Origin of the sequence: Bacillus sp. FSL L8-0528 (assembly GCF_038593085.1) — a bacterium.
Taxonomy (GTDB): Bacteria; Bacillota; Bacilli; order Bacillales; family Bacillaceae; genus Bacillus; species Bacillus paralicheniformis.
The window spans coordinates 683,383-699,655 of sequence record NZ_CP151961.1 but is presented as its reverse complement, the minus strand read 5'-3'; the positions used below and the strand labels follow the sequence as shown (position 1 = coordinate 699,655).

At 45.0% G+C, this 16,273-nt stretch carries 15 protein-coding genes and 1 pseudogene; 7 read left to right on the top strand and 9 right to left on the bottom strand.

All coding sequences use genetic code 11. The features are described 5' to 3' along the window. Positions 1 to 46: 46 nt before the first annotated feature. From MHI30_RS03525 to MHI30_RS03510, 4 genes are all read right to left on the bottom strand, one after another. Positions 47 to 2,272 carry a transglutaminase domain-containing protein gene (locus MHI30_RS03525; protein WP_075755278.1) on the bottom strand — a complete coding sequence of 742 codons (2,226 nt, stop codon included), beginning with the start codon at positions 2,270 to 2,272 and terminating at the stop codon, positions 47 to 49. A gap of 4 nt (positions 2,273 to 2,276) precedes the next feature. Beyond that, positions 2,277 to 3,488, bottom strand: coding sequence for a DUF58 domain-containing protein (locus MHI30_RS03520; RefSeq protein ID WP_075755276.1), 1,212 nt, complete (start codon positions 3,486 to 3,488; stop codon positions 2,277 to 2,279). Continuing rightward, positions 3,488 to 4,450, bottom strand: coding sequence for a MoxR family ATPase (locus tag MHI30_RS03515; RefSeq protein ID WP_020450424.1), 963 nt, complete (start codon positions 4,448 to 4,450; stop codon positions 3,488 to 3,490). The genes MHI30_RS03520 and MHI30_RS03515 overlap by 1 nt, the downstream gene beginning before the upstream one ends. Before the next feature lie 156 nt (positions 4,451 to 4,606). Beyond that, positions 4,607 to 5,479: a cation diffusion facilitator family transporter gene (locus tag MHI30_RS03510; RefSeq protein ID WP_075755274.1), complete on the bottom strand. Its 873-nt coding sequence runs from the start codon at positions 5,477 to 5,479 to the stop codon at positions 4,607 to 4,609. Positions 5,480 to 5,930: 451 nt separating this feature from the next. Between MHI30_RS03510 and MHI30_RS03505 the strand changes: the two are divergent. Further along, positions 5,931 to 6,275 (top strand): annotated as a pseudogene (locus tag MHI30_RS03505) (DUF4064 domain-containing protein); the annotation flags it as partial. A 75-nt stretch (positions 6,276 to 6,350) separates the two neighbouring features. Further along, positions 6,351 to 6,851 carry a DUF4352 domain-containing protein gene (locus MHI30_RS03500; protein WP_075755372.1) on the top strand — a complete coding sequence of 167 codons (501 nt, stop codon included), beginning with the start codon at positions 6,351 to 6,353 and terminating at the stop codon, positions 6,849 to 6,851. A 36-nt stretch (positions 6,852 to 6,887) separates the two neighbouring features. Here the strand turns inward: MHI30_RS03500 and MHI30_RS03495 are convergent, their stop codons facing one another. Beyond that, a complete protein-coding gene (locus MHI30_RS03495) occupies positions 6,888 to 7,895 on the bottom strand; it encodes an acyltransferase family protein (RefSeq protein ID WP_075755272.1) in 1,008 nt (335 codons plus the stop codon). Positions 7,896 to 8,169: 274 nt separating this feature from the next. Here MHI30_RS03495 and MHI30_RS03490 point away from each other — a divergent pair, with 274 nt between their 5' ends. Together MHI30_RS03490 and MHI30_RS03485 are read left to right on the top strand one after the other, a co-directional pair. Next, positions 8,170 to 9,711: a multicopper oxidase gene (locus tag MHI30_RS03490; RefSeq protein ID WP_075755270.1), complete on the top strand. Its 1,542-nt coding sequence runs from the start codon at positions 8,170 to 8,172 to the stop codon at positions 9,709 to 9,711. Between the two features lie 108 nt (positions 9,712 to 9,819). Continuing rightward, the gene (locus MHI30_RS03485; RefSeq protein ID WP_075755269.1) at positions 9,820 to 10,692 is read left to right on the top strand and encodes an effector binding domain-containing protein; all 873 of its coding nucleotides are present in this window, start codon (positions 9,820 to 9,822) and stop codon (positions 10,690 to 10,692) included. A gap of 43 nt (positions 10,693 to 10,735) precedes the next feature. Here MHI30_RS03485 and MHI30_RS03480 read toward each other — a convergent pair whose 3' ends face one another. The 3 genes from MHI30_RS03480 to lepB form a co-directional block, all read right to left on the bottom strand. Beyond that, the gene (locus MHI30_RS03480; protein ID WP_026578946.1) at positions 10,736 to 11,380 is read right to left on the bottom strand and encodes an SDR family oxidoreductase; all 645 of its coding nucleotides are present in this window, start codon (positions 11,378 to 11,380) and stop codon (positions 10,736 to 10,738) included. Between the two features lie 364 nt (positions 11,381 to 11,744). Continuing rightward, on the bottom strand, positions 11,745 to 12,014 hold the full coding sequence (locus MHI30_RS03475; protein WP_075755268.1) for a methyltransferase: 270 nt from the start codon (positions 12,012 to 12,014) through the stop codon (positions 11,745 to 11,747). A gap of 549 nt (positions 12,015 to 12,563) precedes the next feature. Then, positions 12,564 to 13,112: a signal peptidase I gene (gene lepB / locus MHI30_RS03470; protein WP_003179488.1), complete on the bottom strand. Its 549-nt coding sequence runs from the start codon at positions 13,110 to 13,112 to the stop codon at positions 12,564 to 12,566. 289 nt (positions 13,113 to 13,401) lie between these two features. On the opposite strand from lepB, the gene MHI30_RS03465 reads away from it, so the two are divergent. The 3 genes from MHI30_RS03465 (at position 13,402) to MHI30_RS03455 (ending at position 15,156) form a co-directional block, all read left to right on the top strand. Further along, the gene (locus MHI30_RS03465; RefSeq protein WP_075755267.1) at positions 13,402 to 13,641 is read left to right on the top strand and encodes a hypothetical protein; all 240 of its coding nucleotides are present in this window, start codon (positions 13,402 to 13,404) and stop codon (positions 13,639 to 13,641) included. Between the two features lie 122 nt (positions 13,642 to 13,763). Next, on the top strand, positions 13,764 to 14,066 hold the full coding sequence (locus MHI30_RS03460) for a small nuclear ribonucleoprotein (protein ID WP_075755266.1): 303 nt from the start codon (positions 13,764 to 13,766) through the stop codon (positions 14,064 to 14,066). A 94-nt stretch (positions 14,067 to 14,160) separates the two neighbouring features. Beyond that, positions 14,161 to 15,156 carry a DUF4003 domain-containing protein gene (locus MHI30_RS03455; protein ID WP_075755265.1) on the top strand — a complete coding sequence of 332 codons (996 nt, stop codon included), beginning with the start codon at positions 14,161 to 14,163 and terminating at the stop codon, positions 15,154 to 15,156. A gap of 44 nt (positions 15,157 to 15,200) precedes the next feature. On the opposite strand, the gene MHI30_RS03450 is transcribed toward MHI30_RS03455, so the two are convergent. Then, positions 15,201 to 16,271 (bottom strand): hypothetical protein, encoded by a 1,071-nt coding sequence (locus MHI30_RS03450; RefSeq protein ID WP_237562708.1) that lies wholly within the window; start codon positions 16,269 to 16,271, stop codon positions 15,201 to 15,203. Positions 16,272 to 16,273 lie beyond the last annotated feature (2 nt).

Genomic DNA, 16,273 nt, shown 5'->3' with positions numbered 1-16,273 from the left:
TTTTAATATTCACTTATTCTAACAATACGACTGAAAGCGGTCAAGACTATCTCTTTTTAATTAAATTTTCCCATAACTCCGCCGAATCATTCCAAAGTTTTGCGGCGTCTTCCTTTCGATACAGAGCCCGTTCATATTGACGGGTCAAAGCTGTCATTTCCCCGCTTTGAAAGCGTTCATCAACCGTCTTCGCAAACTCGCGCAGCGTCTGGCCTTCTTCTTTTTGCATGCCTTGGCGCTTCAGCTGGCGGAGCAGCTCTTCGTAAGCTTTGAAGAAAACCGCGCCATCACGCCGTTTTTTCAGCCTGTTGATGATGATGTGCGGCATCCATTTTGCCCTTGTAAAGTAAAGCACCGCTGTCAACGCCAGCAACAGACCGAGGACGGCCGCACCGGTCAAAAGGGAGCGATCTGCATCCCCGCTGCCGGCATGAGAACCGCCTTCGGCATCACGCTTTGTCTGAGATTCGGGCTTCTCTTTGTTGTCTTGTTCTTTTACATCCTGCGGACGCTGACCTCCGTCGTTTTTCTTATCATCTTCTTTTTTATCAGAAGCCGCACCGGCTTGCCGGTCGCTGGACTCTTCAACGAGCTGCTCCGGATTTAAAAAGCCTTTCGTCGGTTCAAACGTAACCCAGCCTTGTCCTTCAAAGTACACTTCAACCCAGGAGTGGGCATTGTTGTTTGTCACCTCGTAAATCGTCCGTTTCCGGTCTGCCGTCGTTCCTGCATATTCACCGGATGTATAGCCTTTTACCCAGCGGGCCGGTATTCCGGCCGACCGTAGCAGCACGATCATAGCTGTGGAGAAATTGTCGCAGTAGCCGATTTTCGTCTCAAATAAGAACTGATCGACATAATCCTGGTCTCCTTTAGGAACAGCCACATCTTCCGTTTCATAAGAAAACTCGGAAGAACCGAGATACTTCTCAATCGCTTTCGCTTTGTCATATATATTATCTTCGTCTTTCGTTAAATCGTGCGCCAATGTTTTCACGCGGTCGGGAAGGGAAGTGGGAAGCTGAAGGTACTTCTCATGGCTTCTGCTCCATTTCCCCTCCGACTCCAAGCTGACCTTCCTCAGCTGCTCAACATCAAAGACGGGTGATTTATAGGTGGCCGAATAGCTTTCCAGGTTCTGAATGTCCGCGCCTGTCTTGCCGGCCGGTTTTATTTTCTCTGTGTTTAAGTTCATGCGGAGCGGCACAAAGAAATTGTTGAGCTTGATTTCAGTCGTCCCGATCGGATACAGGACGTGATCGTACCGATAAGCCGGATCGATATCGACGATCGCTTTGCGCGTTTCGGTCTTCACGTCTTCGTCGTACCACTGGTAATCCAGCTCACCCTCGTCAAGCTGGATGGACGCGCCCGCTTTTTCGTCTTCAATCCAGCCTTTACCTGTATAGCGGCTTTTCGTTTCTACCCTGAAATAGCTTCGTTCATTTCCCTGCCATGTAAATACCCATGTATCGTCTTTTGAAAATGGCCCGCCCAATGCCTCATCATTCGTTCCATAGCCGACTTTGCTTTTGCCTGAGGAAGCAAAATCGCCGGTCGCAGCCGTCTGCAGAAACGGCACCGGATCAGGCCAGACGGGATCGGCTTTCGGCGAGACCGCGCCGATGCAAACGGCGGCGGCAGTCATCAATAAGAGCGGTGCAAACCATTTGGCAAACCGCGATCTTGAGGATTTTAACGCTTCTGATTCCCTGATCCGTTCCAAATACAGCAGGCCGAGAAGCAAAAAGCCGATCAGCACGATCCGGACGATCGCATATGATGCGTCAAACGGCGTAAATGTATCGATCACCGCGATATAAACAACGGTCATGATAAAAAAGAATAAAATTCTGCGCTGATAGATCACCCAGTAGTGCAGCAAGTATACAAGCAGCCAAAGAAGGACGTAAAAGAGCAGCGTCCGAAACAACGGCGACATATCCCGCCACATGCCGGAGAAAATATAGGAGAAATTTTGATTTAAATCCTGAAAAAGCAGGGCAATCCATGAAGGTGAAAACACCGATCCTTCGTAAAAAATCGTGTGTAGCGCAAACAGAACGAAGCCAAGGCTGACCGGAAATCTGATAAACCAAGGGACCTTAAAAAATGTAAGCAAAAATACTAAGGCAATAAACAAAATAAAAAAGACGGTGTGCCCCGTATCGGTAAAATACTGCAAAGGACGCAGCCATTCCCACAGCAGCAAAAAGGTTAGCACATAAAAAAGCAATAAACCGAAACTGTTTCTTTTTCCCCCGGACAACATTTTCTCACCTCGCTTCAGCAAAACCCCGGGAAAAATGTTCCCCGTAAATAACGTTCACTTCAATCCCCCGCGCTTTTAATTGTTGGACAGCGGCGCTTTCCTCACTTGAGAGGGCTCCGCCTTTTTTTTTCACCAAACAAATGACGGGCAGTCCGCCGGAGAGCGGTTTCTTCAAAACCTGCACCAATTCGTTGGTGATGCGGCTTGTCACAATATATTTAACGGCTTTTCTCATATCTGGATGGCCGAATTCACCCTCCAGCAGACTGTGAAACGGCTGGACCGCATCGCAATCGGCAAGCGCCAAGTAGTAAAACAGCTTTCTCAGATGCTCCTCCCCTTGCCGAACCGGGAAGACATTCCGCTCCTTTCCTGTGGAAACAAGCCCTGCATTCGTCCCGCTCCGCATGGCCGAACGAATGATGGAAGCGGTAAACGCGACGATCTCTTCAAAAGCATCAGAGGGAGACTGATCCATGAAGACGAGCAGGTCATCCCCTTTCGTCTGCTCAAATTCCTTCGTCATCAGCTGGCTGCGCCGTGCTGACGTCTTCCAGTCGACCCATGCAAACCGGTCGCCCGGCTGGTATTCCCTGATACCTGATGCCAGTGTGCTGTCCTTTCGGCGAAGCTCTGAAACGCGGCCTGCATGTTCATCATAAGAGCCTCCGCTGGCGCGGAAATTAATCTCTTGATAGGAAGGCAGAACGAGAAAGGAGTCTTCCAATTGAATCTCGCATTCTCTTTCCAGCAGTCCGAGCGGATCACCTGTGCGGACCCTGATTTTTGCTAAACGGTGGTCTCCTCTCGGAACCGAATTGATCGTGTACGTCATCTTAATTTCTTTTTTAAACCAAGGAAAGAGAAACTGTTTGGCTTCTGCCGAACCCCCGTTTCTCCCCAGCGAATCAGGCAGACAGTCTTCCACGACCATAAACATGATCGGAAAGGGCCATTTTCTCTTTAACACGACGAAAGCCTCCAATTGATCACCGGCTTTATACTGTCCGCGGCTCAGCCTCCGCTCCGCTGTCATGTTCTTCAGCGGATAAAAGGCAAACAGGAAAGCGTAAAGCACAAAGGGAAGAAATGAGTAGAACAAAAACCAGCTGACAAATCCCCCTTGAAACATCGCATAGCAAAACGTTGAAGCAAACAGAAGAAACACGATAAACAGCTTCCATCCGTACTTCACAAGACCGATGCGCTCTCTCATCAGTTGCTCATCGGCCTTCTGACCGGAACTTCCGTTTTTGACATAATGTCCTGAAGGACAGCTTCAGGCCGCTTTCCTTCAAATTTCGCCTCTGACCGCAGAATCATTCTGTGTGCAAGGGTAAAAGGCGCCAAATACTGAATATCATCAGGAATGACATAATCACGGTTATATAAAAATGCAAACGCCTGAGCAGCCTTCATCAAGGCGATTGAGCCGCGCGGACTCACGCCGAGATAAACGGCGGAATGACTCCTCGTTTTTTGGGCGATCTCAACAATGTATTCTTTAATCGCAGCGTCTACATACACCTTTTCAGCCTCTTTTTGAAATGCGGCAAGCTCTTCTTTCTCTATGACAGGCTCAACTTCCTCAATCGGGCTGCGGTTTTCCTGAAGATCGAGCACTTGAAGCTCTTCGCGCACTGTCGGATATCCCATTCTCAGCTTGAATAAAAAGCGGTCAAGCTGAGCTTCCGGCAGCGGATATGTCCCTTCATACTCGACGGGGTTTTGCGTAGCCATTACAAAAAAAGGTTTTGAAAGCGGCATTGTCACGCCGTCTACTGTCACACTTCCTTCTTCCATCGCTTCCAGAAGCGCCGACTGCGTTTTCGGCGACGTTCTGTTGATTTCATCTGCGAGGATGATATCTCCCATAATCGGACCTGAACGGTATTCAAATTCCAGTGTTTTGGGATTATATATGGAAACGCCTGTTACATCTGAAGGCAGTAAATCTGGCGTAAACTGGATTCTCTTAAATTCAGCGCCGGTTGACTTTGCCAGGGCGCGAACCATCATCGTCTTTCCGACGCCTGGAACGTCTTCCAGCAGGACGTGTCCGTTTGCAAGAATGGCAGTCAGGCTTAAAACGGCAATATCTTTCTTTCCTACCATTACTTTGTCAATATTATCAGCTACTTTTCCCAAAACGGGATGCAGCGTTTCTTCGTATGCCATCCTCTTCCTCCTCATTGCTGACGAATCGAATTTATATAACTTTACCATAAACGATGTACTCTCAGAAAACAACTAACTGGAGGAAAATAGAGTTTTGTCTTTTTTTATTTCGAATTTCAGAGTGGAAAAACAAAAAAAGCGGTCAGTAACCGCTTCTTATTTCTCTCCAGAGGGCTCGATATGAACATGGGAATGAACGATCGAGTGTTCCTCCTGCATTCTTCTCTCAATTTCATCGGCGATATCATGGCTTTCTGCAATGTTGAGGTCTGATCTCACTTCCACAATGATTTCCACGTGGATGGTGCTGCCCAAATAACGCGCTTTAACATCTTTGATTTTGCCGACGCCGGGAACTTTCCGGATCGTTTCTTTATACGTTGAAATATGTTTAATATCGAACCCGTCCGTCAAAGAATGGGCCGCCTCTTTAAAAATCCCCCAAGCCGTTTTGCAGATGATCAATCCGATGATAAACGCTGCTGCCGTATCGACCCAGGCAAGGTTAAATTGCGAAGCAAAGATGCCTGCGAACGTTCCGATGCTGACATAGGCATCTGATTTATTATCGGCGGCGGCTGCATAGAGGGCATGGCTGTTTACCTTTTTTGCCAGCCTTTTATTGTAGAGGAAAACCAAAAACATCACGATGGCACTGCCTGCCGCCGTCCAGGCCGCAATCATGTCCGGTGTCGTTTCTTTCGGATTAAACAGCATTTCGCCCGAACTGTACAGCACTTCAAGACCGACCACCATCATGATAAATGAAGCGATCATCGAGGCAATCGTCTCAGCGCGGAAATGTCCGTACGGATGGTCTTCATCAGGCGGCTTCTGAGAAATCCTGAGGCCGATCAGCACCGCTACTGAGGCGATAATATCTGTTGTATTGTTCAGTCCGTCGGCTCTGAGGGCTTCGGAGTGAAATAGAAGCCCGACGGCCAATTTAACAGCCGACAGCACAATGTAAGCGATGATGCTGACCCATGCCCCGGTTTCACCTTTTTTTAATTCATCATACCGTTCCATAAAAAGCTTCCTTTCCCATCCGTGTTTTCGCTTTTAATCATACAAAGCAAAACTTGAGTGAGTCTATAGAAACATGATTCACTTCTTGCAGAAATATAGTCAGAGTAGAACTTTTTTTATTTAAGGAAACAAATTTCAGTCGGGTCAAAACCGGTAAAACCCGCTCTGTATAAGGATTTTGCGAAAACCTCAATTTATTCACGCTGCATAGGATTAAAAGGTCGGTATCTTCTTTCTGAATATTTTTTCTTTAGTGTCCCTGCATGATTCTTCTAAAAAACATTAAACAAACCCAAAATTTAAACGATATTAAAAAAAGTCTAAAATAGTCCTTAACACTCTGACAATATAAAATAATAGTAAAATAGTCATGAAAAATATATGGACTTTTTTCCTTTTTTGGATTATTATGTTTTAGACATTATGACATAGATTATAAGGGGGACATTACATGTCAGAACAAACAAATTTTCAAGCCCCTGTCAAACGTACGGCAGAATTTGTACTGGGGTTACTAGGCGGTATTTTCGGGATTTTTGCAGGATTTTCAGGTTTATTATTCGGAGGGTTAGGCGCCGCTTTAGAGGCGGATGGCGCTGGAGAAGTTATCGGATCATCCTGGGCGGTTATTTTGCTGTCTGCACTGGCCATCGTCGGTGCATGTATCGTAAAAAAACATACTAAATTAGCGGGTACTTTTTATATCGCGGCTGCAATAGGAGGAACTGTCGGCGTCAGCCTGGCATATATCGTTCCGCTTATTCTGCTTTTAATCGGCGGATGTAAAGCATTGTTCAGCGGCGAGAATAAAGGCCTTGTCTTTAAAAAATGGTGGTTCTATGTCACGATTATTGGATCCATCGTATTCGTCATGATATTCGCTTCAAGCGGCTCTTCTTCTCAAGAAAGCAAGTCGTCCGGTAGCAGTGCAAAGACGACAGCCGCAAAAACTAGCGAAGAAAAAAGCAATGACGATGCCAAAGAAGAAAAAACTGAATTTGGTTTAAATGAAACAGCTGATCTGGATGGCACCCAAATCACAGTTACTAACGTTAAAAAATCGATGGGCAATGAATATTTCAAGCCAAAAAACGGTAATGAATATGTAGTTGTAACACTTAACATAGAAAATAAAAGCGATAAAGATATTTCCTATAACCCACTTGATTTTCAAATTCAAAATGAGGATGGACAAATTACGCAAAATACGTTTGGACCATCAGATGATAATGACCTATCATCTGGAAACCTGACACCAAACGGCAAGGTATCTGGAACAATCACTTTCGAGTCTAAAAAGAGCAAAACATATAAGGTCCTCTACACTCCTGAATTTTGGAATGATAAAAAGATTACTTTCAAACTTCAATAATTCAAAAAAACTTGCAAAGAAAACTTTGCAAGTTTTTTAATTGCATTTCTTCCGCCCAAGCACGATCGGATACCGGTTCAATAAAAAGATGCAAGGCACCATAACAAGCAATGTCATGCCGGTGTAAAGCGTGCTCCACAACAGGGAGCCGTATGTCTCATCAAGGGAAACCTGGGTAAAGTAGTAGACGACGGCTTTCAGCATCCTGATGACCGGGTAGTGCAGTACGAGAATGATCAGCGAGTTTTTGCCGAGAAATTGGAGAAGCTTCGCTTTTTCGAGTTTAAAGCTGCTGAAAATGACGCCTGCCGTTCCCAGAAATGAGGTCAAATAAAAGATTGCCATGTTTCCGTACTCATTGGCCCTCATATCCACTCTGACGTTCATGGTCTGTAAACAGCCGACCGCGATGAATAAGAGAAGCGCTGGGAGCAGCGTTCTTCGGTCTTTCATCTCCCTCAGGCTATTTCTCGACAGAAAACCGGCCGAATAAAATACGATGGCGGTCAGGGCCACTTCAATATTCCACGGCAGCTTAATGTCCACATACTGGTCATTCAAATAGCCCAAAGCGGCCGACACCATTACGGCAATGACGATAAACAGCCTGCCTTTCCCCCATCTCTTCACGATAAAAAACAGCATTTCAACGATGAATAAGCATGTTAAAAACCAGAGCGCCGGGTTGTGTGTCAGCATGTAGTCATCAGGCATCGAATAAAAAATGCCTTTAAACGGTACAACCGGATCGACATCCGAACTCCCGGTGAACGTAAAATGTCTCTCGACGAGAACCCAGAATAAATAGGCAAGAACGGAGAAAATGAAGTACGGCAAAAGAAGCGTCTTTATTTTTTTAAAGAGAAATGATGTAAAAGTCATCTTCCCATCATGGTAAACGAGGCCGGACAGAAAGAAAAACAGCGGCATATGAAATGCGAAAATGAACGTTTTCAGCCAATCCGGCGTCGGTGTATGGCCCAACACGACCAATATAATTCCCACGCCCTTCGAAACATCAATCCACTCTATTCTTTTCTGCAATACGGGTATCTCCTTTCAGACCGCTTCGCCCCATAAGAAAGGGTTTACACATAATGTATCATCATCCCCGCCTTTCTTCCTCCGCGAAACATGCCTTAAGGCGATTTTTAATCGTTAGGAAATATTCTGTTCATCTTCTTGTCATGATCGATTCTTTTTTTTAACATTCTCAGCACAAATTACATTTCTTATTCTCATCATGAGGAACCAGACCATGCAACCCGTCTTATAATGTAATGATCTTTTCATCAGAACAAAAGAGGACAGGTGAAACATGAAACTTGAAAAATTCGTTGACAAACTCCCCATTCCGAAAGTGCTTAACCCCCACAGCAAAAGCAAGGAAATGACCTATTATGAAGTCTCAATGAAAGAATTTCAGCAGCAGCTCCACCGCGATCTGCCGCCGACCCGGCTGTTTGGATATAACGGAGTCTATCCCGGCCCCACCTTTGAAGTGCAAAAACACGAAAAAGTCGCGGTCAAATGGTTGAATAAGCTTCCGGATCATCATTTTCTCCCCGTCGACCATACAATTCATGACGACGGCCATCATGAACATGAAGTCAAAACAGTCGTTCATCTGCATGGAGGCCGGACACCGCCTGATAGCGACGGTTACCCGGAAGCCTGGTACACTAAAGACTTTCAAGCCAAAGGCCCTTTTTTTGAAAGGGAGGTGTATGAATATCCGAATGAGCAGGATGCTACGGCTCTCTGGTATCATGATCATGCAATGGCCATCACAAGGCTGAATGTATATGCGGGGCTTGTCGGTTTATATTTTATCCGCGACAGGGAAGAGCGGTCGTTGAACTTGCCGAAGGGAGAATATGAAATTCCGCTCTTGATTCAAGATAAGTCCTTTCATGAAGATGGTTCATTGTTTTATCCGCGGCAGCCTGACAACCCTTCGCCGGATCTTCCGGACCCGTCGATTGTTCCGGCTTTTTGCGGTGATACCATTTTAGTCAACGGCAAGGTATGGCCTTTTGCTGAACTGGAACCCCGAAAATACCGGTTTCGGATACTGAACGCCTCCAATACGAGAATCTTTGAGCTGTATTTCGATCATGACATCACATGTCATCAAATCGGTACGGACGGCGGTCTTCTGCAGCATCCGGTTAAAGTCAATGAACTGGTGATCGCACCGGCTGAAAGGTGCGATATCATCGTTGATTTTTCACGAGCTGAAGGAAAAACCGTGACATTGAAAAACCGGATCGGCTGCGGCGGACAAGACGCAGATCCCGATACAGATGCCGACATCATGCAATTCCGCATCTCAAAACCATTGAAGCAAAAAGATACAAGTTCATTGCCGAGAATATTGAGAAAACGCCCATTTTACCGGAGACACAAGATCAATACCCTTAGAAATCTGTCATTGGGCGCGTCCCTTGATCAATATGGAAGACCTGTTCTGCTTTTAAACAACACAAAATGGCATGAACCGGTAACTGAAACTCCCGCCCTCGGCAGCACTGAGATCTGGTCGATCATCAATGCCGGAAGGGCGATCCATCCGATCCATTTACATCTTGTCCAATTTTTGATTCTCGACCACCGGCCGTTTGATATCGAGCGGTATCAGGAAAACGGAGAACTTGTCTTTACAGGTCCGGCAGTTCCACCGGCACAGAATGAAAAAGGGCTGAAAGACACCGTCAAAGTACCTCCGGGCTCGGTGACGCGCATTATCGCAACCTTTGCGCCGTACAGCGGCAGATATGTCTGGCACTGCCACATCCTGGAACACGAAGATTACGATATGATGCGCCCTCTTGAAGTGACGGATGTTCGTCATCAATAAGAAAAAGCCTCCGCATTTGGAGGCTTTTAAAAAAGCACAAATCATCAAAAAAACCATCGCTTGATCCTGTACAATAGGATCATCAAATCGTAAAGGCTGTGGATGAATATGGATGATTACGAAAGAATTCAAAACGCGGTTCATTTTATCGAAGAACACCTTCAAAACGATTTAAACATTACGGATATTGCGGCTAAATCATGTTTCTCCCCGTTTCATTTTCAAAGGCTTTTTCAGGCGATTTCCGGTTTTTCCGTTTATCAGTACATTCGCAACCGGCGTCTGTCTGAAGCTGCGCTTCTGCTTGAGAAAACGGACCGTTCCATTCTCGAGATCGCAATCGATTTCGGCTATGGCTCACAGGAAGCTTTCGGCAGGGCATTCTCACAGTACTTCGGCATCACTCCGGCCAAGTATCGCAAAGCAAAGGTCAAGCTTGATTTTCAAACCAAAATTAATTTTCTCGAATATAAAGAAAGGATGACTGGAGATATGAACATCCCAAAGCCGCACATTACTCATTTAAATGATATACATATGATCGGATATGAGTACCGGACAAATTTAAACGATGAAAAGTATTTCGAAGATATCCCGAAATTCTACAACGATTTCGGCAGAAATGGATACTTTATGCAAATCCCTCAAAAAACGGCTCCGAATATGTGTTACGGGCTGTCATGCCGCTTCCGGGATGACGGAGGTTTCTCATTTATCATCGGGGAAGCCGTTCGCGAAACAGCAGCCGGAGAAGTGCCGGAGCCGCTTATGTATACGAAAATTCCCGGCGGCAAATACGCCGTATTTCATGTGAACGGATCGACCGAATCCGTGCAGAACACAAGAAGATACATCTATGGATCATGGCTGATGAATACCAATTACGAGAGAACAGAAGGACCGGACTTTGAAGTGACTGATGTGTGCCGTTCGGTGCCGCCGAACGAGATGAAGATGACCATCTATATTCCGCTTCTGTAAAAACGCCGGGGAACCTTCTGACCACAGGTTCCCCGAATCACTTTTATATCGATTTAAGCGCCTCGGCGGGCGTTTGATCACCCGAAACCAAATCGAATGAACGCCGGAATGTATGCTCTTCGGTGAGCGCCGCCAAGATGGTATCAGCCACATCTTCTCGCGGAATCGTTCTGCGCTCAAGGTTTTCCGCCGCTTTCACCCGGCCTGTACCCGGTTCGTTTAACAGGCCGCCCGGACGGATAATCGTGTAGTTTAATCCGCTGCCTTCAAGAATCCGATCCGCATAATGTTTGGCGACATAATACGGCTTTAACGCTTCACTCCAATTTTCACGGCGGTGTGCCTGCAATGTGCTGACCATAATAAATCGGCGGATGCCCGCTTTTTCGGCGGCTTCGATCGTTTTAACCGCCCCATCCAAATCCACCAGAAGCGTTTTATCAGCGCCCGTTTTGCCGCCTGAGCCGGCGGTAAAGACAATCGCGTCGCAGCCTTTCGCCGCTTCTGCGATGCTTTCCACGGTGCCTTCTAAATTAGCGAGCGCGGTTTCTGTTCCCGATTGTTTCAAAGCCTGCGCCTGCTCTTCGTTTCTCACCATTGCTCTGACTTGATGTTCGTCGCTTTCATTCAAGCTTTTTGTCAAGCGGCGCCCGATTTGTCCGTTCGCCCCCACTACAAACACTTTCATCTGCTCATCCTCCTTGTTGTCCAGCTTCTTTTTTCATTATTCCACTGTACAGATAATGTTTCAAACCGCCCGCTCGCCAAAATGTGCGAATGCTAAAAAGGCTCCCCATTATCACTGTAGGCAGCCCTTCAGATTGTTGACAAAATAGGTCGGACTTTTATAATCTGCCCTATTTTTATCTCATTCATTCTGTTTTTTGGCGATGAGAACCTTTCAAGTCAAGCTTGCTGGATTTTTGAGATTTTGGCAGCAAAAGCGTTAAACGTAAATTCATCTTTTCTCCGCGGGCCGAAAATAACCAACCTCTCCCCTATTCGAAAAAACCTCGCGCTGATGACAGTCCTGATCTTTATATCCGGACTGTTTATGCTTGAAGCCACAAGTATGTTACCAGTGCCAATAAAAGCAAATAAAGGCCGGCAATGAAACGAAACATCCCCTTTTTTTCGGAAAAAGGAGGGTTGATTAACATAACAATAATAGTGGGCGCGAATAATACAATGAGAAAATATTTGTATTCTATAAAAAACGTACACATGGAAAGAAGAATAGAGATATAGAAAACTGCGATAAAACCACTTCCAAACTTTTTCTTCAGTTCTGGCAGCTTATCTATCTGTTGTTTATTAAACATAATGACCTCCTATCAGAATTTATGTAATACATAAGGTGTCACCAGTACTTCAATCATCGCTGCAAACAACGTAAGAATTGAGATAAAAATAAAAAAATCAAGAGTACTCCTTAGAAAAGCTGAAACCTCTGATTTAGAACAACTAAAAAACTAACCAAGAAATTCGGTATTGTGCTTTTTCATAGCGAAAAATATAGTTATAGACGGTGTTAGTTTACTATTTTTTGATTCCATTTATCCCCCTAATAATATGTATAGTAAAAGTGAACAATTTTTGTGCTTAAAGAATACCATACACTAAATTGTTAAATCGGGATTTTTTAGTTATTTTTGTTTCATTCATAAATTATAATCAACAATCAAACATGGCAATCCTTTTAATTCAGAGAGCAACTGTGACATCCAAAACTGGGCTCTAATTTAAATTTAATTGAATAGTAGAATTGCCGCCGCGCTCAAGCATAGCGACTTGGTTTAGACCACTTTTGATGACTTTGCCGACAAACAAAAAAAACTTCCCATTCATATCATGGGAAGCCTTTTTCGTTTCTATTCTATTCCGCCGATCTCATTGAAAGGAAAATAACGGAACTCAACTTTGCCGACAACGGAGTCCATTGTAATAAATCCGAAAAAGCGGCTGTCCTTGCTGTTTTGGCGGTTATCCCCCATCACGAATAAGTGGTCTTCCGGCACCTTTTGTTCACCGGTCAATTTCTCCAGTGTGAAATTATCTGTTAAATGTTCATGAAGCGTCAATTTTTGTTTGTTTTTCTTTAAATAAGGCTCATCGTATGCTTTTCCGTTGATATAAAGGACATCATCCTTCATTTCGATCGTATCTCCCGGAAGGCCGATCACCCTTTTCACATAGTTTTCATCCGAATCAGGCGCGTGAAAAATAATTTTATCAAAGCGCTGAATATCGCTGATTTTACTAACCATGACCATGTTGCCGTCCTCTAAAGTCGGATACATTGAATCTCCCAAAACAGTTGACGGCGTAAACAGAAAATAGCGGCAAACCATCACAAGCGCGGCGGCTATGACAAGTGTTTTCACCCACGATAAGATTTCTTTTTTTCTACTATTTTTCATAAGTACTCTCCTTCACTTCCGGATCGCTTCATCGGCATTCCGCTCCTTCTATCCTATCAGACTGTCCGCCTGAATGCTTTCTCTCAAGCACCGGCAGGCGCAGCCGTAAAAAAATGGTTGATACATATAATATTAGCGGTTGAAGCAAAAAATCCTTTATTCAATGTTGAATTTTGTCAGTTGATCAGCTTATTTACGGCACAACAAACCATTATATATGCACAGGCAAATCGCCCCTCTTTATAATACATTATCATATCATGAGTCAAAGGCAGGTGATTGCCTCAAAATGAACAGCTACGAAGAGTACTATGACAATTACGATCCATACAGCCCTGAGCGGGAAAAAGAAAGACAGTCAAGGAACGCGCTGCGTTCGGCGGATACCGATAAAGCGGATAAAACGAATAAAACGGATACAACGGATAAAACCCGCAGCTCTGACGATGACCGGTTCAAGTGCAGAAAAAGAAAGTGTTTTTCTGATGATGATGACGACCGTTTCAAGTGCCGCAGAAAGAAGTGCTGACCATTGATCTTTAAAGCCGATTTATATCGGCTTTTTTACATATATCACGGCTCCACCGTTCCAAACCGGAACATTCATCCATTAGATGAATACCATGAATCTAAAAGGAGATGGAAAGGAATATGAGTGTTCCGAAAGATGCCGTTTGCTCAATGCCCCATGATCATCAAAGGTCTTTGCACGATTTATGCCGCAAATACATGCACTATCACGTCGTGCTGAAAATGAAGGACGGCCGTTCCGTTCACGGCATCCTTGAAGGGGTGAACCGTCAGGAAACATCTCTCCTCATTCCCGAAGACGTGACAGATGAAAGGCAGTTTTACGGCGGATACGGATATCCGCGCCGGCGATTCCGACGGTTCAGGAGAAGGCTCTTCCCGTTTGTTATTATTGCCGCGCTGTATCCTTTTCCATATTATTAAGCAAAAGCCCGGTATGATGCCAAATCCATGAAACTTAATTTCCTTTGTTTCGTATATACAAAAACGACGCAAACCGAGGAAGGAGACAGATAAAATGGCATCTGCTAAACTGCAGCAGCGATTGGATCAATATAAAGCAATTTACTCTGAGTTAAAAAGCGATTTGAAATGGAAAGTCACAGATCAGCGGACATTGATGATGATTGCTTCCATGTATGTCGTCAACAAGCGGCCTTTTGATAAAGAACGGTTTTTAACGCTTAGTGAGGCCGTCAAACAGGCCGCCGGGACATTTTCGCCGTTAAAGTCGGCCCATCGCTATACATTCGCCGCTATGTTTGACGTGCGCTTCGAAGAACCTGAAACGCATATCAGACCTTTTTTCATTCTTTACGAAAAACTGACCGGCAACGGATTCAAAAAAAGCATTTTCACCTACTTGTCCGCACTCATCCTTTTAACAAAATATCCTGATGAGCATGATCATGAAGACAAAATCAACCGGGCTTTGTCTATTTACAAAGGAATGAAGGACAAGCACGTCTTTTTAACATCTGCCGGCGACTACCCGCTCGCCGTGCTTTTGGCCGGTTCAGACATGGAGACAGGTGAACTGATTGACTATATCGAAGCGTTTTACCAAAAGCTGAACCAAGCGGGTTTTCGCAAAGGGAACGATTTGCAGTTTCTCAGCCACATCCTCTCGCTTGTGCCGGAGCGGGATTCCGATCAGCTTGTCGCCCGCTCCCTTCGGATATACGATGAATTGACAAAAAAGCATAGAAGACCGAAGTCTGTCCATTACCCGGAAATCGGACTGCTTGCATTGCTTGAGAACGGTGAAAAAGACATAGATGCCATCACAATCATAGCAGGCGCATTGAACAGCGATAAACTGTTCAGGTGGCAGAAAGACATGAATCTGAAAACGGCTGTCAACTTGTACATGAGCGAAAAAACGGAAGATCCGGCGCTTCTGGAAACAGGACTTTATCAAACGCTTGAAGCCGTTATTCAAGCACAGCAGACAGCAGCAATCGCTATTATGACGAGCTCGGCGGCTGCGGCGTCTCAGGCAAACGGCTCTTGATAAAAAATCAGCCGGCACAGTTTGTTTGTGCCGGCTGATGCTCATTATTCGTCAATAACGGAAAAGGTGTTGATAATCCCGTTTGTTTTTTCCCAGGCTTTGCTCACTTTTTTCGTATCCATATCATACGAATAAATCGTTCTCACCCTTGCTTCGCTCCCCGTTTCATCTTCAAGCAGCTTCGCATCTTTTGCTTCAGCGAGAAAGTAAAGTTTTTTCCCGTCTTTCGAGAATTGCGGCTGTGCTGAGTCGACTAATGAAAATGCCCGCTGATCTGAAATGATCGCTTTATATTTTTTCGTTTCGGCATCCATCGCATAAATCGCCTTCTGATCATCAGCCGATTCTGTAAAGACGATCGTTTTGCCATCCGGCGAAATTGCCGTGTCATTGATAAATTTTGCGATCGTTCTCACCTGTTGCTGATCTTTCTCATCAGCCAGGGAAATGTTCATATTCGTCGGTTCGGGCGGCACTCCTTTGCTGTTCGCCTTATCTGTTTTTTGATAGTCTTCTTTCAATGAATAATGCAGCATAACGAATTGATTGTTAGCTTTGTTGTACTGATAGTAGCTAACGCTCTCGTCCTTGTTTTTTAACGATGGATAAATGATGTGAAACGCCTTTTGTTTTAAATCAAAGGAAGCGAGGTGAAAATTCCTCTCCTCCGCAAGGTTGTATCGCATGAACAGCTTCGCACCGTCCGCCGATAAACTGAGCCCGTCAACATATTCATCCCCTGAATATAGGGTTGTTTTTTCGCCCGACTGCAAATAGAGCCTGATCAAATGCTTCACATTGCTGTTATCGGTGTTCGTATAATAAAGAATGCGTTTTTTCCGGTCTAATGCCACAGCCGGGTAATCCGTCATCTTTTCTTCATACAGCTTATTTTGATTTTCGTAGTAAGCGGTCATCAGCTTCTGATCGGTTATCGATACGAGCAGGTCTGAACCGCCGCCCTTTGCCGGCTCCGCTTTTTCCGGGACGAAATAGCGGAAGGCCGCAAATGCGCCTGCGGCTAAAATGACGGCCGCCAACAAAAACACAAAGACTTTTTTCATATTCGACCCCGCCAATTGAAAGAAGCAAGAAAACGATTTTTCTTGCTTCATTT

Excerpts from the sequence above, each read along its gene's own strand:
- MHI30_RS03525 (WP_075755278.1), bottom strand. The coding sequence starts at position 2,272 with ATGTTGTCCGGGGGAAAAAGAAACAGTTTCGGTTTATTGCTTTTTTAT.
- MHI30_RS03520 (WP_075755276.1), bottom strand. The coding sequence starts at position 3,488 with ATGAGAGAGCGCATCGGTCTTGTGAAGTACGGATGGAAGCTGTTTATC.
- MHI30_RS03515 (WP_020450424.1), bottom strand. The coding sequence starts at position 4,450 with ATGGCATACGAAGAAACGCTGCATCCCGTTTTGGGAAAAGTAGCTGAT.
- MHI30_RS03510 (WP_075755274.1), bottom strand. The coding sequence starts at position 5,479 with ATGGAACGGTATGATGAATTAAAAAAAGGTGAAACCGGGGCATGGGTC.
- MHI30_RS03500 (WP_075755372.1), top strand. The coding sequence starts at position 6,351 with ATGATATTCGCTTCAAGCGGCTCTTCTTCTCAAGAAAGCAAGTCGTCC.
- MHI30_RS03490 (WP_075755270.1), top strand. The coding sequence starts at position 8,170 with ATGAAACTTGAAAAATTCGTTGACAAACTCCCCATTCCGAAAGTGCTT.
- MHI30_RS03485 (WP_075755269.1), top strand. The coding sequence starts at position 9,820 with ATGGATGATTACGAAAGAATTCAAAACGCGGTTCATTTTATCGAAGAA.
- MHI30_RS03480 (WP_026578946.1), bottom strand. The coding sequence starts at position 11,380 with ATGAAAGTGTTTGTAGTGGGGGCGAACGGACAAATCGGGCGCCGCTTG.
- MHI30_RS03475 (WP_075755268.1), bottom strand. The coding sequence starts at position 12,014 with ATGTTTAATAAACAACAGATAGATAAGCTGCCAGAACTGAAGAAAAAG.
- lepB (WP_003179488.1), bottom strand. The coding sequence starts at position 13,112 with ATGAAAAATAGTAGAAAAAAAGAAATCTTATCGTGGGTGAAAACACTT.
- MHI30_RS03465 (WP_075755267.1), top strand. The coding sequence starts at position 13,402 with ATGAACAGCTACGAAGAGTACTATGACAATTACGATCCATACAGCCCT.
- MHI30_RS03460 (WP_075755266.1), top strand. The coding sequence starts at position 13,764 with ATGAGTGTTCCGAAAGATGCCGTTTGCTCAATGCCCCATGATCATCAA.
- MHI30_RS03455 (WP_075755265.1), top strand. The coding sequence starts at position 14,161 with ATGGCATCTGCTAAACTGCAGCAGCGATTGGATCAATATAAAGCAATT.
- MHI30_RS03450 (WP_237562708.1), bottom strand. The coding sequence starts at position 16,271 with ATGAAGCAAGAAAAATCGTTTTCTTGCTTCTTTCAATTGGCGGGGTCG.